Here is a 20,853-nt window from a genome sequence, read left to right on the forward strand (position 1 = left end):
CTATCCGGTTGAAATTCGCCTCTGAAAATAGACTGGAAAAAGATTATGCTACAGACGGTTCTTACAAGACGCGGTTAACGGAAGCGGAATGAACGATAAAAAAAACCTGTTACAACTCAGGGATATTGGATTTCGTGTCGGGGATAACACCATCCTTCAGCACGTTGAATTTAGCCTGTCGCCGGGCGAGTTTAAATTAATCACCGGGCCATCAGGCTGTGGCAAAAGCACCTTGCTGAAAATTGTGGCCTCGCTGCTCAGCCCCACAGAGGGGACCCTTCTCTTTGAAGGCCAGGACGTTGCGTCGCTCTCTCCGGAAAGCTATCGCCAGCAGGTCTCTTATTGCGTACAGACCCCGGCGCTGTTTGGCGATACGGTCTATGACAACCTGATTTTTCCGTGGCAAATTCGTCATAAAACGCCGGAGCCGGAACGCTTTATTAACGATCTGGCCCGCTTTGGCCTGGCGCAGGAGACACTGACCCAATCCATCAATGCGCTGTCGGGCGGAGAAAAACAGCGCGTCTCGCTGATCCGCAATCTGCAGTTTTTACCGAAGGTGTTGTTGCTGGACGAGATCACCAGCGCGCTCGATGACACCAACAAACGCAACGTCAACGAGATTATTCATCGTTACGTTCGCGAGCAGAATATTGCCGTGCTGTGGGTCACGCACGACGCTAACGAAATTAGCCATGCGGATGACGTGATTAGGCTGCAGCCGCACGGCGGGAAAATGCAGGAGGCAAACCGTGGGTGAGCATAATATTACGAACGAATCCCTGGCGTTTTCCATGGTGCTGGTGCTGATTGCGATTGTGGTTAGCTACCGGGAAAAGCTGGGCCTGGAAAAAGACATTGTGTGGAGTATCTGCCGCGCGGTGATTCAACTCATCATCGTCGGCTATGTGCTGAAATACATTTTCAACGTTAACCACGCGGTGCTTACGCTGCTGATGGTGCTCTTTATCTGCTTTAACGCGGCGTGGAATGCGAAAAAACGCAGTAAATACATTGATAAAGCGTTTATCTCGTCGTTTATCGCGATTACCACCGGCACGGCGCTCACGCTGGCGGTGCTGGTGCTCTCCGGCTCGATTGAGTTTACGCCGATGCAGGTTATCCCTATCTCCGGGATGATTGCGGGGAACGCCATGGTGGCCGTTGGGCTGTGTTACAACAACCTCGGCCAGCGTTTCAGCAGCGAACAGCAGCAGTTGCAGGAGAAATTAAGCCTGGGGGCAACGCCAAAAGTGGCCTCGGCGCGGCTGATTCGTGAGAGCATTCGTTCATCGCTGATCCCGACCGTGGATTCCGCCAAAACGGTGGGGCTGGTCAGCCTGCCGGGAATGATGTCGGGGCTGATTTTCGCCGGTATCGATCCGGTAAAAGCGATTAAGTATCAGATCATGGTGACGTTTATGCTGCTCTCCACGGCCAGCCTGTCCACCATCATTGCCTGTTACCTGACCTACCGGAAGTTCTACAACGCGCGCCACCAGCTGGTGGTGACGCAGTTGAAAAAGACAGGGTGATATGGCTTTTGTAGGCCCGGTAAGGCGAAGCCGCCACCGGGCTTTTTTGTCAGTAGAGCAGGGCGTACAGCTGACGGCGATATTTCGACGCCAGCGCATCACCGGTGCCCAGCGCGGCCAGGATCTCCTGGAACATCTTGCGCGCCTGGCCGTCTGCGGCAGCAAGGTCTTTTTGCAGATGACCAAACAGCAGCTCAAGCGCCTCTTCGTTACGTCCCACCTGATGCAACTGCAGTGCCAGCTGGCTTGCCAGCGCCGCATCGGCCGGGTTATCGGCAACCTGCTGTTGCAGCTGCTGAATTTCCGGGGTATCCGCGGCCTGCTTCAGCAGCTCAATTTGCGCCACCAGCCCCTGATAGCGGGTATCCTGATCCTGCAGAGGAACGGTCCTGAGGACGGCTTCTGCGTCTTCTGAACGGTGCAGGGCAATCTGCGTTTCCGCCAGCAGCAGGCCAATCTGGCTGTTCTGTTTCGACAGCTGCCACGCCTCTTTGAGCAGCGGCAGTGCCTCGTCATATTTGCCTTCCTGCATCAGCGCCATGCCTTCCTGCGCTTTCAGCTCCTCTTCGCGCGGCAGCACTTTATCCAGCAGGGCACGAATGGCCTCTTCCGGCTGCGGTCCCTGGAAGCCATCCACAGGCTGACCATTCTGGAACAGATAGACGGTGGGGATCGCGCGCAAACCAAACTGAGACGCCACCATCGGCTGTGCGTCACAGTCCAGTTTGGCGAGAATGAACTGACCATTGTACTGGGCGGCAAGGCTTTCCAGCACCGGCGTCAGCTGCAGACAGTGTTGGCTGCGTTCAGACCAGAAGTAGAACAGCACCGGTTTGGTCATCGACTGTTCAAGGGTCTGTTGCAGGTTTGCTTCGGTAATATTGACGATATTCTGTACGGACATGCGGCCTTCTCTTTTATCGGTTTACTCTTTACATGGGGATGCGCGTCGTCGCTTCAACTCAACCGTGTAAAATTTTGTCCATCATCCGGCCCGGCAGCAGACGTTTTAACCAGCCTACGGCATGGGTGACCAGCGTCACCGGATAGCGCATTTTGGGATTGTCACTCTCAAAAGCATGGCGCACTTTGGCCACCACCGCTTCGGGTCCGAGCGTAAAACGTGCGGCAATGCCGGGGTTCTCGACCGGTTTATCCGCCTGCGTCTGGTTAACGTTTGCGGTAAAGCGGGTGCGGATCGGGCCTGGTTCAATCAGGCTGACCTTAATGCCGCTGTGGCGTAGCTCCATGCGCAGGGCGTCGGACCAGGCTTCCAGCGCATATTTGCTGGCGGCATAGGCGCCGCGACCTGGGGTTGAAATCAGCCCCATCACGGATGACGTCATCACGATGCGCCCTTCACCATGCGGCAGCATCGCGGGGAGCAGGCGCATGGTGAGCTGATGTACGCCGAAGAAGTTAGTCGAAAACTGTTTCTCCAGCGTTTCGCGGGAGAGGGTATCCAGCGGACCGTACACGCCATAACCCGCATTATTAAACAGCCCGTAGAGGCGATTGCCGGTCAGGGCGATCACCTCATCCGCGGCGCGATCAACGCTCTCCGGCGAGTCCATATCCAGCAACACGCCGGTAAAGCCCAGCCCGTTCATGCGTTCGACATCGTCGGGTTTGCGGCAGGCCGCCAGCACCCAATATCCCTGGCGCTTTAATTCGAGCGCGCTTTCAAGGCCGATTCCACTGGAACATCCTGTTATTAAGACCGATTTTTGCATAACTTTACCTGTCAGGATCTCCGCTTAATCAGGAGTCATGGTTAACTAAAGGAGCCAGCCGCGTTGCCATCCAGTCGGCAATAAACGGCTGCGCATCGCGATTGGGGTGGATCCCGTCGTCCTGCATCCACTGGGGTTTGAGATAGACCTCTTCCATGAAAAATGGCAGCAGCGGAATATCAAACTCTTTGGCAAGCTTAGGGTAGATCGCGCTAAAGGCCTCATTATACCGACGACCGTAGTTGGCGGGCAGGCGAATTTGCATCAGCAGCGGCCGGGCGTTTGCCGCCCGGATGTCCTGCAAAATGGTGCGCAGGGTGTGTTCCGTTTGCTGAGGCTGGAAACCGCGTAAGCCATCATTGCCGCCAAGCTCAACCAGCACCCAGCGCGGCTGATGCTGTTTGAGTAGCGCAGGCAGGCGCGACAACCCCTGCTGCGAGGTATCACCGCTGATGCTGGCGTTGATAACCGTCGTTTTGCTCTGCCATTTTTCATTGAGCAGGGCGGGCCAGGCCGCGCTGGCCGCCATACGATAGCCTGCGCTCAGGCTGTCACCGAGAACCAGTAACGTGTCCGCTGCCGCCGCGCGGAAGGTCATCAGAATCAAAAACAGGAAGGGCAAATGCCAGCGGAAAACAGTGTTGAAGTTCATCATCTTAAGAAGTCCGTCGGTCAGGGGGAACACGAGCTTTCCATCCTTACTGGAGTTGAACTCGTTGTCAAACGCGCTGAAACCATCGCGCTGATTGGCGAATCGGGCTCTGGTAAGTCCACCCTGCTGGCGATTTTGGCCGGTCTGGACGACGGCAGCAGCGGTGAGGTCCATCTTGTCGGGCAGCCGCTGCATCAGCTTGATGAAGAGGCGCGCGCCGCGCTGCGCACACGTCACGTTGGTTTTGTCTTTCAGTCCTTCATGCTGATCCCGACCCTCAACGCGCTGGAAAATGTCGAACTCCCGGCGCTTCTGCGCGGGGAAAACAGCCGTGACAGCCGGGCTCACGCGAAGGCGCTGCTGGAACAGCTCGGTCTGGGGAAACGTCTCGACCATCTTCCCGCGCAGCTTTCCGGTGGCGAGCAGCAGCGCGTGGCGCTGGCGCGGGCGTTTAACGGCCGCCCTGAAGTGCTGTTTGCCGATGAGCCCACCGGTAACCTTGACCGTAAAACCGGCGACCGGATTGCCGACCTGCTGTTTTCACTTAACCGCGAACACGGCACTACGCTGATCCTCGTGACCCATGATCCCCAGCTTGCCGCCCGCTGCGACCGGCGCCTGCGGCTGGTGAACGGTATGCTTGAGGAGGAGGCATGATTACCCGCTGGTTCTGGCGCGAGTGGCGTTCCCCCTCGCTACTGATTGTCTGGCTGGCGCTAAGCCTGGCGGTGGCCTGCGTGCTGGCGCTCGGCAGCGTCAGCGACCGGATGGAAAAAGGGCTCAGCCAGCAGAGCCGGGAGTTTATGGCGGGAGACCGGGCGCTGCAAAGTTCGCGCGCCGTTCCGCCGGGCTGGATTGACGAAGCGCGCAGGCGGGGACTGACTGTGGGAGAACAGATAAGCTTCCAGACGATGACCTTCGCGGGCGACACGCCGCAGCTGGCGAGCGTTAAAGCCGTCGATGAGATCTACCCGATGTACGGCGAACTGCAGACCAGCCCGCCCGGGCTGAAGCCTGCGCCCGGCACGGTGCTGCTGGCTCCCCGGCTGATGGCGCTGCTGAATCTGAAAACCGGCGACAGCATCGACGTCGGCGATGCCACACTGAAAATCGCCGGGGAAGTGGTGCAGGAGCCGGACTCCGGCTTTAACCCCTTCCAGCTTGCGCCACGCCTGCTGATGAACACCGCGGATGTCGCGGCAACCCATGCGGTCCAGCCGGGCAGCCGCGTCACCTGGCGCTACAAGTTTGGCGGCACGCCTGCCGAGCTTAATGACTATGAAAAATGGCTTCTGCCGCAGCTCAAACCGGAGCACCGCTGGTACGGGCTGGAGCAGGACGAGGGGGCGCTCGGTAAATCACTGGAGCGTTCCCAGCAGTTCCTGCTGCTGTCGGCACTGTTGACCCTGCTGCTGGCGGTGGCGGCGGTCGCTGTTGCGATGGGGCGCTACTGCCGCAGCCGCTATGACCTGGTGGCGATCCTCAAAACGCTCGGCGCAGGGCGCAAGCAACTGCGCAAACTGATTGTCGGCCAGTGGCTGATGCTATTGATGCTGTCCGCGCTAACCGGCGGGATAATGGGGCTGCTGTTTGAAAAACTGCTGTTGGTAATGCTGAAACCGGTACTCCCGGCCGCATTGCCGCCGGCCAGTTTCTGGCCGTGGCTGTGGGCGATGGGCGCGATGACGGTGATCTCGGTGCTGGTGGGGCTACGACCCTACCGCCTGCTGCTCGCGACGCAGCCGCTGCGCGTGCTCCGCAACGATGTGGTGGCGAACGTCTGGCCGCTGAAGTTCTACCTGCCGGTGATTATGGCGGTGGCGGTGGGGCTGCTGGCCTGGCTGATGGGGGGCAGCACGCTGCTGTGGGCCGTGCTGGCCGGGGCGGTGGTTCTGGCGCTGCTCTGCGGCGTGCTGGGCTGGATACTGCTCAACGTCCTGAAAAGGCTGACGGTAAAATCCCTGCCCGTGCGCCTGGCGGTGAACCGTCTGCTGCATCAGCCGTGGTCAACGCTGAGCCAGCTGTCGGCCTTTTCGCTGTCGTTTATGCTGCTGGCCCTGCTGCTCGTGCTGCGTGGCGATCTGCTCGACCGCTGGCAGCAGCAGCTCCCGCCGGAAAGCCCGAACTATTTCCTGATCAATATCGCCCCTGAGCAGGTCACGCCGCTGAAGGCGTTCCTGTCTGAGCACCATATCATCCCGGAGGCGTTCTATCCCATCGTTCGCGCGCGGCTCACGCAGATCAACGGCGTGCCAACGGAAGGGAACAAGGACGAGTCGCTTAACCGTGAGCTCAACCTGACGTGGCAGGAAAAACGGCCCGATCATAACCCGATTACGGCCGGCACCTGGCCGCCAAAAGCGGGAGAGGTGTCGATGGAAGAGGGGCTGGCGACGCGCCTGAACGTGAAGCCGGGAGACCGCGTCACCTTTACCGGCGATACCCAGGATTTTACCGCGAAGGTGACCAGCCTGCGTAAAGTGGACTGGGAGAGCCTGCGGCCTAACTTCTTCTTCATCTTCCCGCCGGGAGCGCTGGACGGACAGCCGCAGAGCTGGCTCACCAGCTTCCGCTGGGAAAAGGGCAACGGCATGCTCACCCAGCTAAACCGGGAGTTTCCGACGGTCAGCCTGCTGGATATTGGGGCGATCCTGAAGCAGGTAGGGCAGGTGCTGGAGCAGGTGAGCCGCGCGCTGGAGGTGATGGTGGTGCTGGTGACGATTTGCGGCGTGCTGTTGCTGCTGGCCCAGGTGCAGGTGGGCATGCGCCAGCGTCATCAGGAACTGGTGGTTTACCGAACGCTGGGGGCCGGTAAGCGGCTGCTGCGGATGACGCTCTGGAGCGAGTTCGCCCTGCTGGGGCTGGTGGCCGGTCTGGTGGCGGCAATTGGCGCTGAGACGGCCCTGGCGGTGTTGCAGACAAAGGTCTTCGATTTCCCATGGGAGCCTGACTGGCGTCTCTGGTTGACCCTGCCTCTCTATGGTGCGGTGCTGCTTTCCCTCTGTGGCGGCTGGCTCGGCACGCGGCTGTTAAAGGGCAAAGCCCTGTTCCGTCAGTTTGCCAGTTGATTTAGCTCGGTGATAATTGCGTGTCGGATTTTAATGCCGGCACGCAATGTTTAAATAGCACAAAGTGATAATACCCACTCATTTAGTAGCACAAAACATTAAAAAACCGACCACACAGCCCGATTATTTCCAGTTAATATTCACTAGCTAAATATTTAGCAGCGTGTCTATTAAGGAAAAATAATGACTATAAAAAAATCAGCGCTGGCGGTAACGATCGGCGCGGCAGTGGCATTGACCTCCTTCGCTTCTCAGGCGGAAATCACCGTTCTTAAACAGGATCCTCAGGCGGGTAACCCGCTGAGCCGCCTGAACTTTACCGTTGGCGGCAGCATCCGTCCTCAGTTCCAGAACATGACCGGCGACGACGGTAAAAACAGCTACAAGCGTAACGGCTTTGACGGCGGCACCCGTTTCCGTTTCGCGGCTGATTACTACCTGTTTGATGACATCAGCTGGATCAGCTACTACGAGCTGGGTGTGAATATTCCCGCGCAGTTTAACTGGGATCACCACTACGCCGAAGGTGCGCACGACACCACGCGTCGTATGCTTTACACCGGTCTGAAGAGTGACACCTGGGGCACGCTGACCTTCGGTCAACAGAACAGCGTTTACTATGATGTGGTTGGTGCGAAAACCGATATCTGGGACTACGACATGATCGCTCAGGCGCCAGGTAACGGGATCAACGGCGACTACGATGGTTCTTATCGTTCACGTCAGATGCTGAAATATAAGAAAACCGTGGGTGATGCCGACATCTATGCATCTTACCTGTTTGAAGACAGCGAATACCTGCCGGGCAATGGCCTGCGCTACAAGCGTAAAGGCGGCGGTTCACTGGGTCTGGATTACCACCTGACCACCGATCTGACCTGGGGCGCCGCGTGGAACTATACTCGTGCGGACATGCGTAACCCGGACAACGGCGACAGCAAAACCTATGACCAGAACATCCTCGGTACCGCGCTGAGCTGGACGCCGGATAACTGGACCTTCTCCGCAGGCGGCGGCTGGTATCAGAACTTCCTGACCACCAAAAAAGTGTCTGTGAATGACTACTTCGCCGGTGACGCGTGGGGTATTGAATACTTCGCAGGGTACAAATTCCCAATCGGTCAGTATGCGGTTAAATCCATCCAGCCTTACTTCATGGGCGACCGTATTGAGTATGTGAACGGTCGTAACTACCAGCGCATCGATAACGGCGTGGGTATCAGCTTCCAGCTGGATTACGGTTTCCGCGTGGATTACGAACACGTGTTCACCTCCAGCACCGACAACCTGGGCGACATGAACCTGGTGCGTCTGCGTTACGACTTCTGAGTCGTCTGTTCCCCGGTGGCGCTGCGCTTACCGGGGCTACAAAAGCACACGTAGGCCGGGTAAGGCGTAGCCGCCACCCGGCTTTATTTTTCAGCGATCAAGCCACTCAGCAATCTCTTCGTACGTCCCGCGATAGACAATCTTCTCCGCCTTTTTCTCCAGCTGATAGCCGTACATCGGGTCGTAATAGTCCTTTAACAGCGGCACAAGCCAGCTGAAGTGCGCGTCAGTGCTGCCAGTACGTTGCTGTTCCAGCAGCGCGGAATCTAACAGCGCGGTGAACTCAGCGTACCGCTGCAACCCCAGACGGCGGCGGATGGCGAACAGGCCGTGGTGCAGATATTCACTGTATTCTTTCCAGCCCGCCTCCTCGCCGTATGCGGCTGAAAAGTCCGCCCACATATGGTCGAAATATTCTTCGCGCAGGCGCTCAAGCCGAATATCGAACGGGTCCTCTACCACGACGACAGGGGCTTCAGCCATGCGGTCGCGCAGGCATTCCGGCAGATGGTTAGAGCCAATCATCCTGCCTTCATCTTCCAGCACCCAGCGCGCAGCGTCTTTTTTCAGCAGCTCGACCGCAAGGTAATTTTCGAAGCTTGCCTGGGAAAGTTGCGGCGTCAGCGTGCGGCCAAAGGATGAACCGCGATGGTGCGCCAGTCCTTCCAGATCGATTCCCTGCGCGTGCTGCTGCACCAGCAGCGTTTTACCGTTTCCGGTACAGCCGCCGATGAGCACCATCGGTTTTTGTGACTGCTCGAGGGTCACCTGAATCGCCGTCTGACGCAGGGCCTTATAGCCGCCGCGGATCAGCGGGTAATCGACACCCGCCTCTTTCAGCCAGGCCTGCGAGATATGTGAGCGCTGGCCACCGCGCGCGCAGCAGAGAAAGCCCTCAGGATGGGCAAGGCTGGCGTCGCGCCAGGCGTTGATACGGGCCTCACGCGTGTCGCCATGCACCAGGCTATGGCCAAGCGCCAGCGCGGCCTCGGGCCCCTGGCGTTTATAGCAGGTGCCTACGGCGGCGCGTTCGTCGTCGTTCATCAATGGCAGGTTAAGGGCGGCAGGCATCGCGCCCTGGGCAAATTCGATCGGCGCGCGAACGTCGATTAAAGGGGTATCAGACGCGAGGATCGCGCGATAGTCCGTTCCATCGTTCATGGTTTTTCCAGAAGAAAACTGAGCAGCAATGGGCGGGAATTGTACGCCGGGGAAGGGGAAGGTCAACTCCCCGGCGGGGATGTCTTACCTGAGCTTTGATTGCGCCCAGACAATGCCGCTCGCGTATTCCGGCGGCAGGAGAGGGATCAGGGCTTCCAGGCTGGCACTCAGGCGGCCTGCGTCGCTGTCGTTCAGGTTCAGGTGACCCACTTTACGGCCCGGACGAACCTCTTTGTCGTACCAGTGCAGATGCACCAGCGGCAGCTTCAGCCAGTCATAGTTCAGATCGGTGCCGATCAGGTTGATCATCACCGACGGGCTGTTTACCACCGGCTGCGGCAGCGGCAGGTCAGTGATGGCGCGCAGATGCAGTTCGAACTGGCTGATGGAGGCACCGTTTTGCGTCCAGTGGCCGCTGTTATGCACGCGCGGCGCGAGTTCGTTAATCAGCAGACCAGACGGCGTGACAAAACACTCCATCGCCATGACGCCCACATAACCGAGTTCGTGCATGATGGCAGAGAGCATCTCTTCCGCCTGCGCCTGCTGGTCAGCACTGGCGTGCGGGAAGGCGACGCTGGTGCGCAGAATACCGTCCTGATGCAGGTTATGCGTCAGCGGGTAAAAGACCGTACGGCCATCATGCCCGCGCGCGCCAACCAGCGACACTTCACCGCTGAAGTTAATGCCCTGTTCAACGATGCACTCGCCGTAGCACTCATCCGGCAGCTCGGCGGTGTCGTTCGCGCGCAGACGCCACTGGCCGCGGCCATCGTAGCCACCCACGCGGCGCTTCACGATCGCCAGTTCGCCCAGCATCGCGAAGACATCATTCCACTCGCTTTTATCGGACAGCAGCTGCCACGGCGCGGTCGGCAGGCCGAGCTTGTCGAACAGCTGCTTTTGCGTCAGGCGGTCGGCAATAATCGGGAACACATCGCGGTTAACAAAGGCGTTATGACGCGCCAGCTCGCGGGTCAGCGCCGTCTCCGGCCAGCGTTCGATCTCAGCGGTAATCACGCTCTGGTGGAACGGGACGGCTTCAGGTTCCGCATCCAGCCCGACGGGCCAGACGGCAATACCCAGCGGTTCACCCGCCTGGCGCAGCATACGGCCTAGCTGACCGTTACCGAGGACGCAAACCTGCTTCATGCCGCACCCCGCGGGTCCGGATTGTCGAGCACCTCATCAGTCTGAGCTTTACGCCAGTCCGCCAGACGCTGATGCAACGCGCTGTCGTGCGTCGCCAGAATCTGCGCGGCCAGCAGGGCGGCGTTGGCGGCACCCGCTTTGCCAATCGCCAGCGTGCCGACAGGAATACCACGCGGCATCTGGACGATGGAGTAGAGGCTGTCGACACCGCTCAGCGCGGCGCTTTGTACGGGAACGCCCAGTACCGGCACCAGGGTTTTGGCGGCAATCATTCCTGGCAGATGTGCTGCGCCGCCCGCACCGGCAATGATCACCTCATAACCGTTCTCTTCGGCGCTTTCGGCGAAGCTGAACAGTTTGTCTGGTGTACGGTGCGCGGAGACCACTTCTACATGGTGCGGAACATTCAGGATGTCAAAGATTTCGGCGGCGAACTGCATGGTAGCCCAGTCGCTTTTGGACCCCATCACGATGGCGACACGCGCCGGATTATTGCGGGAAGACATGCGTCTTAAAACTCCTGTGGTGCGAAACACACTGCTTTCGAGGGCACAGAGAATAGCATGTTATACGTGCAAGGAAAACGGTTGCGTGGCTGAGAAATAGGCAAAAAGACGAGAAGCGGTTAAAACGGGAAAGCGATCAACTCCACACCTTCCGGGGTGACTTTAACCATAGACCCTTCGCTGTGCCACGCGCCTAATACCACGCGGTGGGCGGGCTCGCCGTTGGCAATAAGTGAATGCACGTCAGGCCGATGGGTATGACCGTGGATCAGCCACTGGACGCGGTGCTTTTCCATCACGTTCACCACCGCCTGCGGGTTAACGTCCATGATGGTCATGGATTTGCTGCTGTTGGCAGCCTTACTACCCGCACGCATTTTCGCGGCGATGCGATTGCGGATGAATAACGGCAGGGCAAGGAACAGCGTTTGGATCCACGGGGTGTGAACTTTGGCGCGAAACGCCTGATAGCCTGTATCGTCGGTGCAGAGCGTATCGCCGTGCATGATCAGCACCTTGCGGCCATAGAGGTTGAGCACCTGCTCTTCCGGCAGCAGCGTCATGCCGCTTTCGCGGGCGTAGCGCTTGCCGAGCAGGAAATCACGGTTACCGTGGATGAAGTAGCAGGGGACACCAGAATCCACCAGCGCCTTGATGGCCGACGCCATTTCACGGTGTAGCGGGTTCGGGTCATCGTCGCCAATCCAGGCTTCAAAGAGGTCGCCGAGGATGTACAACGCATCCGCATGTCGGGCTTCACCCGCTAAAAAACGCAGAAAACCGGCGGTGATCGCCGGTTCTTCTGTTTGCAGATGCAAATCTGCAATAAAGAGTGTCGCCACGAATTACTCGCTGACGGTCACGCTTGTAATCACAACGTCTTCTTTCGGAACGTCCTGGTGCATGCCGCTGCGGCCGGTAGAAACGGCTTTGATCTTGTCAACCACGTCCATCCCTTCAACCACTTCTGCGAAGACGCAGTAGCCCCAACCCTGCAGGCTTTCGCCGGAGAAGTTCAGGAAGTCGTTGTCAGCCACGTTGATGAAGAACTGTGCGGTCGCAGAGTGAGGCGCCTGAGTACGGGCCATCGCCAGCGTGCCACGGGTGTTTTTCAGGCCATTGTTCGCTTCGTTTTTGATCGGCTCTTTGGTGGCTTTCTGATGCATGCCAGGTTCGAAACCGCCGCCCTGGATCATAAAGCCGTTGATCACACGGTGGAAGATGGTGTTGTTGTAGAAACCTTCGCGGCAGTAGTCCAGGAAGTTTTTAACTGTTTCAGGCGCTTTGTCATCAAAGGTTTTGATTACGATATCGCCATGATTAGTGTGGAAAGTAACCATTTGTGCATCCTGTTCCGTTATTGTGGTACGTCGACCCGCGTTCGGGTCATATATAGGGGCTTGTTATAGCATAACCACAGGATGCGATCACCTTGCATTGTGTGCTGCTTCAGGTTTGAATTACGGGTAGAATAGCCGGTTTTCAACCACACACGTGTTTACATGGAATCTTCGATGTTAAAAATCTTTAATACAATGACGCGCCAAAAAGAGGAATTTAAACCTATCCATGCCGGGGAAGTCGGCATGTACGTGTGTGGAATTACGGTTTACGATCTCTGTCACATTGGCCATGGCCGCACCTTCGTCGCCTTCGATGTGGTTTCGCGCTACCTGCGTTTTCTCGGGTACAAACTGAAGTACGTGCGTAACATCACCGACATCGACGATAAAATCATTAAGCGTGCGAATGAGAACGGCGAAAGCTTTGTCGCGCTGGTTGATCGTATGATCGCCGAGATGCACAAAGACTTCGACGCCTTAAATATTCAGCGCCCGGACAGCGAGCCGCGCGCGACCCACCATATTCACGAAATTATCGAGATCACGGAAAAGCTGATTGCGCGCGGTCACGCCTATGTGGCGGACAATGGTGACGTGATGTTCTCGGTGCCGACTGACCCGACTTACGGTTCGCTTTCCCGTCAGGACCTGGACCAGCTGCAGGCTGGCGCCCGCGTTGACGTGGTTGACGTGAAGCGTAACCCGATGGACTTCGTGCTGTGGAAGATGTCCAAAGAGGGCGAACCAAGCTGGCCGTCCCCATGGGGGGAAGGCCGTCCGGGTTGGCACATTGAGTGCTCGGCGATGAACTGCAAACAGCTGGGCAAACACTTCGACATCCACGGCGGCGGTTCTGACCTGATGTTCCCGCACCACGAAAATGAAATCGCGCAGTCCACCTGCGCCCACGGCGGCGAGTACGTGAACTACTGGATGCACTCCGGAATGGTGATGGTTGACCGCGAGAAGATGTCTAAATCGCTGGGCAACTTCTTCACCGTGCGTGACGTGCTGAAATATTACGACGCGGAAACCGTGCGTTACTTCCTGATGTCCGGCCACTATCGCAGCCAGCTGAACTACAGCGAAGAGAACCTCAAGCAGGCGCGTTCTGCGCTGGAGCGTCTGTACACCGCGCTGCGCGGGACTGACAAATCCGTGGCGGCAGCTGGCGGCGAGGCGTTCGAAGCACGCTTTATTGAAGTGATGAACGACGACTTCAATACTCCGGAAGCGTACTCCGTGCTGTTCGATATGGCGCGCGAAGTGAACCGTCTGAAGTCAGAAGACATGGCGGCAGCGAATGCGCTGGCGTCTCACCTGCGTAAACTCTCCTCCGTGCTTGGCCTGCTGGAGCAGGAGCCGGACGTGTTCCTGCAAAGCGGTGCGCAGGCGGATGACGGCGAAGTGGCGGAGATTGAAGCGTTGATCAAGGCGCGTCTGGAAGCGCGTCAGGCGAAAGACTGGGCGGCAGCAGATGCGGCGCGTAACCGTCTGACCGAAATGGGCATTATTCTGGAAGACGGCCCGCAGGGGACCACCTGGCGTCGTAAGTAAGTCCGTAATGCCCGGTGGCGCTTACGCTTACCGGGCCTACAACATACAGTAGGCCGGGTAAGGCGTAGCCGCCACCCGGCTTTTTTTACCGTCTCTTCCACCATAACACCCCCATCAGCACCACCCCCGGCAACCACACCCACAGCAACTCAGAGATGATCACCTGATGCCCGTACGGCGTGGTATAGCGTGACAGGGCAAACGGCGCGACCTTAATCACCTGCCACGGCGCAAAGAAGCGTTCATCTGACCATGGCCACAGCCAGCCGACGCCTTTCCCGCCTGTCGTAATGGCGTCCAGCAGGCTGTGCGACAGCAATGACACGGTTAAAAACAGCCAGCACCGCACAAGGCTTGCCCTGAACCATCGTCGGCCGATCAGGACGCACAGTATCGGCACCACAAAGGCAAACAGCAGAGAATGGGTAAAGCCGCGATGCCCGAAAACGTTGCCGTACGCGACGCCGAACCTGAACGCCAGCACGTCGGCATCCGGCAGCATGGCGAGGACAATTCCGGCAAACAGCAGGCGGGGAGGAATGACCCGGGTACCGAGACCTAAGCCCAGGCAAAGCGGAACAGCAGCGTGAGTAATAACGGTAGGCATCGTATTTATCCATGGCAAATCATGGAACTATAGCAGCCATTTTGCGGCAGTTGACCTGTGCTAAATTCTGAATTTACGCCGATTCCCGGGCTATAAGTTGCCCGGAGAGGGTAATGCGCTGCGTTTGCAGCGTCGGCTCTTTCAGCTTGCGGATAATAAGCCCTGCAGCCTGACGCCCGGTCTCGTCGCTGGCGGAGGAGACATAGGTAAACGACGGCGAGGTGAGGTTAACGTGCAGCATATCTTCGAAACCGACCAGCGCGACCTGCTGCGTCAGAAACACATCTTTACCCACCGTACGTCCAACCTGATGAATACCGGAGATGGAACCGATCATCGCATCCGGCGAGTGGCAGAGCAGGGCTGTGATGGTGTTGTTTTTCTCCAGCAACTGACGGGTGGCGATGGCCGCGGCCTGTGTGTCATCGCTACAGGCGGGGGAGCTTTCGTCGCGCCAGACCAGTCCGTTTTGCATCATCGCGCTGCGAAATCCGAGCAGGCGCTGTTCGCGGATAAGACAGCCTTCACGCCCGCCAATGTAGGCGATGTTGCGGTGACCACGTTCGATAAGATAGCGCGCGGCAAGGCTCGCCGCCTGGCGGTTATCGCGCATCACCAGGTTACATTTTTCATCCAGCAGAGACTGCGAGACCACCACCAGCGGCAGCGGACACTGGCGAATCTGCTCCGGCAGGGTGGAGGCGCGCGTATCGGACGCGAGATAGATCACGCCCGCCACGCCCTGTTGCTTAAAGGAGAGCAGGGTACGCTCTAAATGCTCCCGATCGTTCAGCGGCTGGCCGAGAAAAACCATATACCCCTGTTTCTCCAGCTCCTGAACAATGCTTGCCATCACCTTGATGGAAAAGCTGTCGCTAAAGTCACGGAGGATCAGGCCGATCAGGTTGGAGGTGTTGGCGCGAAGATTGGCTGCGGCGACGTTATGAACATAGCCCAGCGTATTGATGGCAGCGTTGACCTTCTCGATCGTTGCCTCTGAGATTTTCCCTTTCTGGCGCAGCACCAGCGAGACGGTTGAGACCGACACGCCCGCGTGCCTGGCGACATCAATAATGCTGACTTTCTTCAAAACCGCTCCCTGAAATTAACCGATTATCAGCCAGATACGACTCGTCTCCCAGCGTACAGGAGACGCGTCGTTGAGGCATCTTATTATTTGCCGATCATGGTGGACATGGTCTGGGCGATAAACTGTGCTCTGGCACCGAAAATCACCTGAATACCGTTGTCGCCGACGAAGACCACGCCGCGTGCGCCGAGTCCGTTCAACCCGTCCCGGTCTACCGCCTCACTTTTTGCCACTTCCAGGCGCAGGCGGGTGATACAGGAGCCGACAGAGTCGATGTTATGCGCGCCGCCCAGCAGGGTAATGATCTCGGTTGCGAGCTCGGAATCTGACTTCTCATCCGCATTGGCGGTGACCTCAGTGCGGCCCGGCGTTTTCACGTCGAAACGGCGGATCACAAAGCGGAACGTGAAGTAATAGATCAGGCCCATTGGAATGCCGATGATAATGGCATTCAGGAAGTTAGTCTGGTAGCCGTTAAATGACGGCAGGATCCCGAATGACAGGTAGTCGATAAAGCCCGCGGAGAACGACTTGGCGATATGCGCATGCAGCAGATACATGGTCATGTAGGCCAGACCTGCCATGATGGCGTTAAAGACGTACAGGATCGGCGCCACGAAGATAAAGGTAAACTCAACCGGTTCGGTGATCCCCGTCAGGAAGCAGGTGAGCGCCGCGGAGAACAGAATACCGGCCGCGATTTTCTTATTTTTAGTGTGCGCTTCGTGGTACATCGCCAGGCATGCGGCGGGCAGCGCGAACAGCATCAGCGGGAATTCACCCTGCATGAACTTACCTGCGTTCTGGTAGGTGTCGCTGCTGAAGGATTTCACCCCCTCTTCCAGCATCTTGAACCAGATGGTCTGATCGCCGTGGATGACCTGGCCTGCCTGGGTGGTGTAATCCCCAAACGAATACCAGAAAGACGGGTACCAGATATGGTGCAGACCGAGCGGGATCAGCGCACGTTCCACCAGACCGAAGATAAAGGTCGACGCTGCCTGATTATCGCCGTTAACCACCACTGAGAGCGCGTCGATACCGGCCTGAATATGCTGCCAGACGTACGGCAGCAGCAGCCCCATCAGGAACGAAAGGAACGCCGTTGCAATCGCCACGAAGCGCTTACCGGAGAAGAAGCCCAGGAACTCCGGCAACTGCATGGTGTGGAAGCGGTTATAGCACCAGGCGGCGAGAATACCGCAGATCAGGCCACCGAAGACGCCCATCTGCAGCGTCGGGATGCCGACGACCATGGCATACTTTCCGCCCTGAGAAGCCATTTCCGGCGTGATGCTCAGCACGGTGCTGATGGTGATATTGGTGACAAACACCGAAACGGCTGCAGACAGCGCCGCAATACCGGACTCCGATGCCAGACCCACGGCAGAGCCAATGGCAAACAGCATCGGCAGATTATCAAAGATAACCCCGCCCGCGTTCATCATCAGCGGCAGATGAAACTTATCGCCGAAAGCCAGCAGCAGGCCCGCAGCGGGAAGCAGTGAAATTGGCAGCATTAAGGCGCGACCAATCATCGATAACTTAGACAGCGATTTAACAAACCCTGATATCAGACTCATGCTGATGTCCCCCCGAGTAGCGCTTTTTTGGCGCTGTTATTGTAAGTAGAACGTTTTAGTAGAACGTTCTACTTATCGTGGGCAAAGCGTGAAAAACGCGCAACTGAATTTTCACTTTTCAGCAGAGGAAATAATGATTATTTGAAGTGGATCGATAAATAACCGTGATGGTTTTGAGGGATTTTTATCCCCTCTCCCCTTTGGGGAGAGGGTCAGGGTGAGGGGGGACTCAGGCCGTAACGGTCACGCTCTGCCCTTCAAAGCTCACGGTCTGGCCCGCGACAATTTTGCAGCGTTTGCGGGTTTCCACCGCGCCGTCCACTAACACCAGCCCGTCGGCAATGGCGATTTTGGCCTGCGCGCCGCTTTCGCTCCAGCCTTCCAGCTTCAGCAGATCGCACAGCTCAACGTGCGGATGTTTACCTAATGAAAAAGTCGCCATCTTACGCGTCCTCTACGTCGTGATATTCTTCGCATGCCTGCAACGTATTCTGAATCAGGGTTGCAACGGTCATCGGGCCTACGCCGCCCGGAACCGGCGTGATGTAAGAGGCGCGAGCCGCGGCATCTTCGTACACCACGTCGCCGACCACCTTGCCGTTTTCCAGACGGTTAATCCCGACGTCCACGACAATCGCCCCCTCTTTAATCCATTCGCCTGGAATAAAGCCCGGCTTACCGACGGCGACGATCAGCAGATCGGCGTTCTCGACGTGGTGACGCAGGTTTTTGGTAAAGCGGTGGGTCACGGTGGTGGTGCAGCCGGCCAGCAGCAGCTCCATGCTCATCGGACGGCCCACGATGTTGGACGCGCCGATAACCACAGCGTTCAGACCGTAGGTGTCGATGTTATAACGCTCCAGCAGCGTCACGATACCGCGCGGCGTGCACGGACGCAGACGCGGCGCGCGCTGGCACAGACGGCCGACGTTGTACGGGTGGAAACCGTCAACGTCTTTATCCGGCGCGATACGCTCCAGCACCTTCACGTTGTCGATGCCTGCAGGCAGCGGCAGCTGAACCAGAATACCGTCGATCTCTTTATCGGCATTCAGGGTGTCAATCAGTTCCAGCAGTTCTGCTTCGGTGGTGGTTTCTGGCAAATCGTAAGAGCGGGAGACGAAGCCCACCTCTTCACACGCTTTGCGTTTGCTGCCGACATAAATCTGCGATGCCGGGTTGCTACCAACCAGCACAACGGCCAGCCCGGGGGCGCGCTTTCCGGCCGCTTTACGCGCCTTCACTTTTTCCGCGACCTCAGAGCGCACCTGCTGCGCAATCGTTTTACCGTCAATAATCTTTGCTGCCATCAGAGAGAAGATTCCGTCTGTAACGTTTGAAAGGGGGGATGGCCTGTATTTTGTCAGAAGCGAGCGCCGCTGTCAGTCACCCTTTACGAGTTTTCATCTGTGGGGCGTAAAAACCCTTCTTAAGGGATGGTCAATTTCTTAGGCGGAATTAGGATGTGACCTGGCGAAATGGCAGCGTTTTGACATATTTAAAAAACACTTCCTGAGCTACTTTGTCTCCTCCGAAATAAGCTTTCAATTCATCAATTGAACGTATTTCTTATTCCCGATTATTCGCGGGAAGGGTTATTTACATTTTAAAGGAATAGACATGAAACTCAGCAACATTGCTTCTACTGTTATTGCCACGTTTGCCCTGGTAGCGGGTGCCGCAAATGCAGCAGATCCTGTTACCCCGGTTTCCGTAAATGGCGGTACCGTACATTTTAAAGGTGAGCTGGTTAACGCTGCTTGTTCAGTAAATACGGATTCTTCCGAGCAGACCGTTAATCTGGGTCAGTATCGTACCGCGAAATTCACTAAAGTGGGCGACACCACCTCTAATATTCCATTCAGCATCGAACTGAACGACTGCGATCCGCTGGTGGCCAAAACCGCAGCCGTTGCGTTCACCGGTCAGATCGACCCAACTGACAAAACCCTGCTGGCCGTGAGCTCCGGTAGCAACGACAACACCGCGAAAGGCGTAGGTATCGAGATCCTCGACAGCAAATCCAGCGTTCTGACGCCAGACGGTGCCACCTTCTCTGCCGCGCAGACCCTGATCGAAGGGACTAACACCCTGAAATTCACCGCGCGTTATAAGTCAACGGCTGCAACCACCGAGCCAGGCCAGGCGAACGCTGACGCCACCTTCGTAATGAAATACGAGTAATTCCTCCGCACAGGGATGTTCAGGCCTCACGGACGAGGCCCGTCATACGCTAAAGCCAGGAACGAAGGATGACAAGGACTGGAACACTACTGCTGTTAACCCTTGCGATGGCTGGCCCGGTATCAGCGCATACCGTGGTGATCGACGGGGGCAAAGTGCATCTCAGAGGTGAGCTGGTGAACGGCGGCTGCGCCGTGGCGCCGGACAGCCAGAATATGCGCATCGACATGGGGCAGTACCGAACCAACTCATTTTCCGGGGTGGGCAGTTTTTCCACGGTGAACGTGCCCTTTACCGTGCGGCTGCTGGACTGCAGCGTTGATGTCTCGCGCACCGTGGGGATTCAGTTTCAGGGCGTCACGCCCGCAGAAGATCCGCAGGTTTTTCTGGCAACATCGCGGCCAGGTGAGGCACCTGTCAGCAGCGGCGTGGGCCTGGCGCTCTTTGACGATCAGCAGCGTCAGATTATCCCTAATGCTCCGGCCGTCAGCTGGCTGCCGGTCGATACCCGTGAGCTCACGTTCCATTTTAGCGCCCGCTATCGGGCAATTTCCGAACACCTCGAGCCAGGCAAAATTCAGTCGGATGTCTGGTTTACGTTGATTTATCCCTGACACCTGCGAACACATTATTAAAGGTACGGTTGTGATGAATACCCGAATTAAACCAGGACTTTTTTTAGCGTTTATTTTAATGATGGTTTCTGCATGCGCGAATGCGTCCGGCGGTATTGCGCTGGGGGCCACCCGCGTTATTTACCCGGCCGATGCGAAGCAAACATCGCTGGCGATCACCAACAGCAATAAACAAGAACGCTATTTAATTAACGCGTGGATCGAAAATGCAAACGGGCAAAAAGAAAAAACCTTTGCCGTCACCCCGCCATTGTTTGTGAGCGAGCCGGACAGTGAAAACACGCTGCGTATTATTTATGCCGGACCTGCGCTGCCTGCCGACCGCGAATCGCTCTTTTACATGAACGTGAAGGCGATCCCGTCAGTGAACAAAGCGAAAACGGAAAACAATAACGTGCTGCAGCTGGCGATCCTCTCGCGCATCAAGCTGTTTGTACGCCCGAACAACCTGGCGATGCAGCCGGAAGAGGCGCTTTCCCAGCTGCGGTTTGAGCGTGCGGGTAACCATCTTAAAGTCAGCAACGCTTCACCGTATTACATCACCCTGGTCAATCTGAAGCTGGGGGGCAAGCCGCTGGAGAACCTGATGGTGGCGCCGAAAAGCGCGGCGCAGCAGGTGTTGCCAGCCGGTGCCGGCGGTACGCTCTCCTGGCAGAGCGTGAATGACTACGGTGCCATCACACCGGCGCGTAGCGTTAACCTGTGAGCAGAGACAGGG

Annotated in this window: 22 protein-coding genes; 9 read left to right on the top strand and 13 right to left on the bottom strand. The window is 57.3% G+C overall.

Translation table 11 applies throughout. The annotated features are described in order from the left end of the window. Positions 1 to 88: 88 nt before the first annotated feature. Entirely contained in the window at positions 89 to 760 is a 672-nt protein-coding gene (fetA, locus tag SP99_RS05185; RefSeq protein WP_047957911.1) for an iron efflux ABC transporter ATP-binding subunit FetA, read from the top strand. Continuing rightward, entirely contained in the window at positions 753 to 1,535 is a 783-nt protein-coding gene (gene fetB, locus SP99_RS05190) for an iron efflux ABC transporter permease subunit FetB (RefSeq protein ID WP_024906866.1), read from the top strand. Before fetA ends, fetB begins: the two co-directional genes overlap by 8 nt. Positions 1,536 to 1,584: 49 nt before the next feature. On the opposite strand, the gene SP99_RS05195 is transcribed toward fetB, so the two are convergent. From SP99_RS05195 to tesA, 3 genes are read right to left on the bottom strand one after another with little or no spacing between them, the layout of a single operon-like run. Continuing rightward, positions 1,585 to 2,439 carry a co-chaperone YbbN gene (locus SP99_RS05195; RefSeq protein ID WP_047957912.1) on the bottom strand — a complete coding sequence of 285 codons (855 nt, stop codon included), beginning with the start codon at positions 2,437 to 2,439 and terminating at the stop codon, positions 1,585 to 1,587. A 58-nt stretch (positions 2,440 to 2,497) separates the two neighbouring features. Beyond that, positions 2,498 to 3,268 carry an SDR family oxidoreductase gene (locus SP99_RS05200; protein WP_047957913.1) on the bottom strand — a complete coding sequence of 257 codons (771 nt, stop codon included), beginning with the start codon at positions 3,266 to 3,268 and terminating at the stop codon, positions 2,498 to 2,500. A 28-nt stretch (positions 3,269 to 3,296) separates the two neighbouring features. Then, entirely contained in the window at positions 3,297 to 3,923 is a 627-nt protein-coding gene (tesA, locus tag SP99_RS05205) for a multifunctional acyl-CoA thioesterase I/protease I/lysophospholipase L1 (protein WP_156167785.1), read from the bottom strand. Between tesA and ybbA the strand changes: the two genes are divergently transcribed. The 3 genes from ybbA to SP99_RS05220 all read left to right on the top strand — a co-directional run bounded on the left by ybbA (position 3,891) and on the right by SP99_RS05220 (position 8,317). Then, on the top strand, positions 3,891 to 4,577 hold the full coding sequence (ybbA, locus tag SP99_RS05210) for a putative ABC transporter ATP-binding protein YbbA (protein ID WP_047957915.1): 687 nt from the start codon (positions 3,891 to 3,893) through the stop codon (positions 4,575 to 4,577). The two genes, tesA and ybbA, sit on opposite strands and share 33 nt — an antisense overlap. Further along, positions 4,574 to 6,988: a putative ABC transporter permease subunit YbbP gene (ybbP, locus tag SP99_RS05215; RefSeq protein ID WP_047957916.1), complete on the top strand. Its 2,415-nt coding sequence runs from the start codon at positions 4,574 to 4,576 to the stop codon at positions 6,986 to 6,988. The genes ybbA and ybbP overlap by 4 nt, the downstream gene beginning before the upstream one ends. 183 nt (positions 6,989 to 7,171) lie before the next feature. Continuing rightward, the gene (locus SP99_RS05220; RefSeq protein ID WP_025756129.1) at positions 7,172 to 8,317 is read left to right on the top strand and encodes a porin; all 1,146 of its coding nucleotides are present in this window, start codon (positions 7,172 to 7,174) and stop codon (positions 8,315 to 8,317) included. A gap of 90 nt (positions 8,318 to 8,407) precedes the next feature. Here SP99_RS05220 and mnmH read toward each other — a convergent pair whose 3' ends face one another. The 5 genes from mnmH to ppiB all read right to left on the bottom strand — a co-directional run bounded on the left by mnmH (position 8,408) and on the right by ppiB (position 12,476). Next, entirely contained in the window at positions 8,408 to 9,478 is a 1,071-nt protein-coding gene (gene mnmH, locus SP99_RS05225) for a tRNA 2-selenouridine(34) synthase MnmH (protein WP_047957917.1), read from the bottom strand. An 84-nt stretch (positions 9,479 to 9,562) separates the two neighbouring features. Then, entirely contained in the window at positions 9,563 to 10,630 is a 1,068-nt protein-coding gene (purK, locus tag SP99_RS05230) for a 5-(carboxyamino)imidazole ribonucleotide synthase (RefSeq protein ID WP_047957918.1), read from the bottom strand. After that, positions 10,627 to 11,136 carry a 5-(carboxyamino)imidazole ribonucleotide mutase gene (gene purE / locus SP99_RS05235; protein ID WP_025756126.1) on the bottom strand — a complete coding sequence of 170 codons (510 nt, stop codon included), beginning with the start codon at positions 11,134 to 11,136 and terminating at the stop codon, positions 10,627 to 10,629. Before purE ends, purK begins: the two co-directional genes overlap by 4 nt. A 119-nt stretch (positions 11,137 to 11,255) precedes the next feature. Beyond that, entirely contained in the window at positions 11,256 to 11,978 is a 723-nt protein-coding gene (gene lpxH, locus SP99_RS05240) for a UDP-2,3-diacylglucosamine diphosphatase (RefSeq protein WP_047957919.1), read from the bottom strand. Between the two features lie 3 nt (positions 11,979 to 11,981). Continuing rightward, positions 11,982 to 12,476: a peptidylprolyl isomerase B gene (gene ppiB / locus SP99_RS05245; RefSeq protein ID WP_025756124.1), complete on the bottom strand. Its 495-nt coding sequence runs from the start codon at positions 12,474 to 12,476 to the stop codon at positions 11,982 to 11,984. 174 nt (positions 12,477 to 12,650) lie between these two features. On the opposite strand from ppiB, the gene cysS reads away from it, so the two are divergent. Then, on the top strand, positions 12,651 to 14,036 hold the full coding sequence (cysS, locus tag SP99_RS05250) for a cysteine--tRNA ligase (RefSeq protein WP_045286676.1): 1,386 nt from the start codon (positions 12,651 to 12,653) through the stop codon (positions 14,034 to 14,036). A gap of 85 nt (positions 14,037 to 14,121) precedes the next feature. Here the strand turns inward: cysS and SP99_RS05255 are convergent, their stop codons facing one another. The 5 genes from SP99_RS05255 to folD form a co-directional block, all read right to left on the bottom strand. Then, complete coding sequence (locus SP99_RS05255) at positions 14,122 to 14,643, bottom strand: metal-dependent hydrolase (RefSeq protein ID WP_047957920.1); 522 nt, start codon at positions 14,641 to 14,643, stop codon at positions 14,122 to 14,124. Positions 14,644 to 14,716: 73 nt separating this feature from the next. Further along, entirely contained in the window at positions 14,717 to 15,733 is a 1,017-nt protein-coding gene (gene malI, locus SP99_RS05260; RefSeq protein WP_025756121.1) for a Mal regulon transcriptional regulator MalI, read from the bottom strand. 83 nt (positions 15,734 to 15,816) lie between these two features. Next, on the bottom strand, positions 15,817 to 17,316 hold the full coding sequence (locus SP99_RS05265) for a PTS transporter subunit EIIC (RefSeq protein ID WP_025756120.1): 1,500 nt from the start codon (positions 17,314 to 17,316) through the stop codon (positions 15,817 to 15,819). Positions 17,317 to 17,545: 229 nt separating this feature from the next. After that, complete coding sequence (gene ybcJ / locus SP99_RS05270) at positions 17,546 to 17,758, bottom strand: ribosome-associated protein YbcJ (RefSeq protein WP_045286674.1); 213 nt, start codon at positions 17,756 to 17,758, stop codon at positions 17,546 to 17,548. Between the two features lies 1 nt (position 17,759). After that, the gene (gene folD / locus SP99_RS05275; RefSeq protein ID WP_047957921.1) at positions 17,760 to 18,626 is read right to left on the bottom strand and encodes a bifunctional methylenetetrahydrofolate dehydrogenase/methenyltetrahydrofolate cyclohydrolase FolD; all 867 of its coding nucleotides are present in this window, start codon (positions 18,624 to 18,626) and stop codon (positions 17,760 to 17,762) included. A 310-nt stretch (positions 18,627 to 18,936) separates the two neighbouring features. Between folD and fimA the strand changes: the two genes are divergently transcribed. The 3 genes from fimA to fimC all read left to right on the top strand — a co-directional run bounded on the left by fimA (position 18,937) and on the right by fimC (position 20,841). Then, the gene (fimA, locus tag SP99_RS05280) at positions 18,937 to 19,500 is read left to right on the top strand and encodes a type 1 fimbrial major subunit FimA (protein WP_025756117.1); all 564 of its coding nucleotides are present in this window, start codon (positions 18,937 to 18,939) and stop codon (positions 19,498 to 19,500) included. Between the two features lie 68 nt (positions 19,501 to 19,568). Continuing rightward, positions 19,569 to 20,114, top strand: a complete 546-nt coding sequence (fimI, locus tag SP99_RS05285) for a type 1 fimbrial protein subunit FimI (RefSeq protein ID WP_047957922.1) — start codon at positions 19,569 to 19,571, stop codon at positions 20,112 to 20,114. A 34-nt stretch (positions 20,115 to 20,148) separates the two neighbouring features. Continuing rightward, positions 20,149 to 20,841: a type 1 fimbria chaperone FimC gene (gene fimC, locus SP99_RS05290; protein ID WP_047957923.1), complete on the top strand. Its 693-nt coding sequence runs from the start codon at positions 20,149 to 20,151 to the stop codon at positions 20,839 to 20,841. Positions 20,842 to 20,853 lie beyond the last annotated feature (12 nt).

The sequence above is a fragment of the Enterobacter sp. BIDMC92 genome (genome assembly GCF_001030225.1).
In the GTDB taxonomy this organism is placed as follows: domain Bacteria; phylum Pseudomonadota; class Gammaproteobacteria; order Enterobacterales; family Enterobacteriaceae; genus Enterobacter; species Enterobacter sichuanensis.

Bases quoted from the DNA above. Each gene is read 5' to 3' on its own strand.
- fetA (WP_047957911.1), top strand. From the start codon at position 89: ATGAACGATAAAAAAAACCTGTTACAACTCAGGGATATTGGATTTCGT.
- SP99_RS05195 (WP_047957912.1), bottom strand. From the start codon at position 2,439: ATGTCCGTACAGAATATCGTCAATATTACCGAAGCAAACCTGCAACAG.
- SP99_RS05200 (WP_047957913.1), bottom strand. From the start codon at position 3,268: ATGCAAAAATCGGTCTTAATAACAGGATGTTCCAGTGGAATCGGCCTT.
- ybbA (WP_047957915.1), top strand. From the start codon at position 3,891: ATGCCAGCGGAAAACAGTGTTGAAGTTCATCATCTTAAGAAGTCCGTC.
- tesA (WP_156167785.1), bottom strand. From the start codon at position 3,923: ATGATGAACTTCAACACTGTTTTCCGCTGGCATTTGCCCTTCCTGTTT.
- ybbP (WP_047957916.1), top strand. From the start codon at position 4,574: ATGATTACCCGCTGGTTCTGGCGCGAGTGGCGTTCCCCCTCGCTACTG.
- SP99_RS05220 (WP_025756129.1), top strand. From the start codon at position 7,172: ATGACTATAAAAAAATCAGCGCTGGCGGTAACGATCGGCGCGGCAGTG.
- mnmH (WP_047957917.1), bottom strand. From the start codon at position 9,478: ATGAACGATGGAACGGACTATCGCGCGATCCTCGCGTCTGATACCCCT.
- purK (WP_047957918.1), bottom strand. From the start codon at position 10,630: ATGAAGCAGGTTTGCGTCCTCGGTAACGGTCAGCTAGGCCGTATGCTG.
- purE (WP_025756126.1), bottom strand. From the start codon at position 11,136: ATGTCTTCCCGCAATAATCCGGCGCGTGTCGCCATCGTGATGGGGTCC.
- ppiB (WP_025756124.1), bottom strand. From the start codon at position 12,476: ATGGTTACTTTCCACACTAATCATGGCGATATCGTAATCAAAACCTTT.
- cysS (WP_045286676.1), top strand. From the start codon at position 12,651: ATGTTAAAAATCTTTAATACAATGACGCGCCAAAAAGAGGAATTTAAA.
- SP99_RS05255 (WP_047957920.1), bottom strand. From the start codon at position 14,643: ATGCCTACCGTTATTACTCACGCTGCTGTTCCGCTTTGCCTGGGCTTA.
- SP99_RS05265 (WP_025756120.1), bottom strand. From the start codon at position 17,316: ATGAGTCTGATATCAGGGTTTGTTAAATCGCTGTCTAAGTTATCGATG.
- ybcJ (WP_045286674.1), bottom strand. From the start codon at position 17,758: ATGGCGACTTTTTCATTAGGTAAACATCCGCACGTTGAGCTGTGCGAT.
- folD (WP_047957921.1), bottom strand. From the start codon at position 18,626: ATGGCAGCAAAGATTATTGACGGTAAAACGATTGCGCAGCAGGTGCGC.
- fimA (WP_025756117.1), top strand. From the start codon at position 18,937: ATGAAACTCAGCAACATTGCTTCTACTGTTATTGCCACGTTTGCCCTG.
- fimI (WP_047957922.1), top strand. From the start codon at position 19,569: ATGACAAGGACTGGAACACTACTGCTGTTAACCCTTGCGATGGCTGGC.
- fimC (WP_047957923.1), top strand. From the start codon at position 20,149: ATGAATACCCGAATTAAACCAGGACTTTTTTTAGCGTTTATTTTAATG.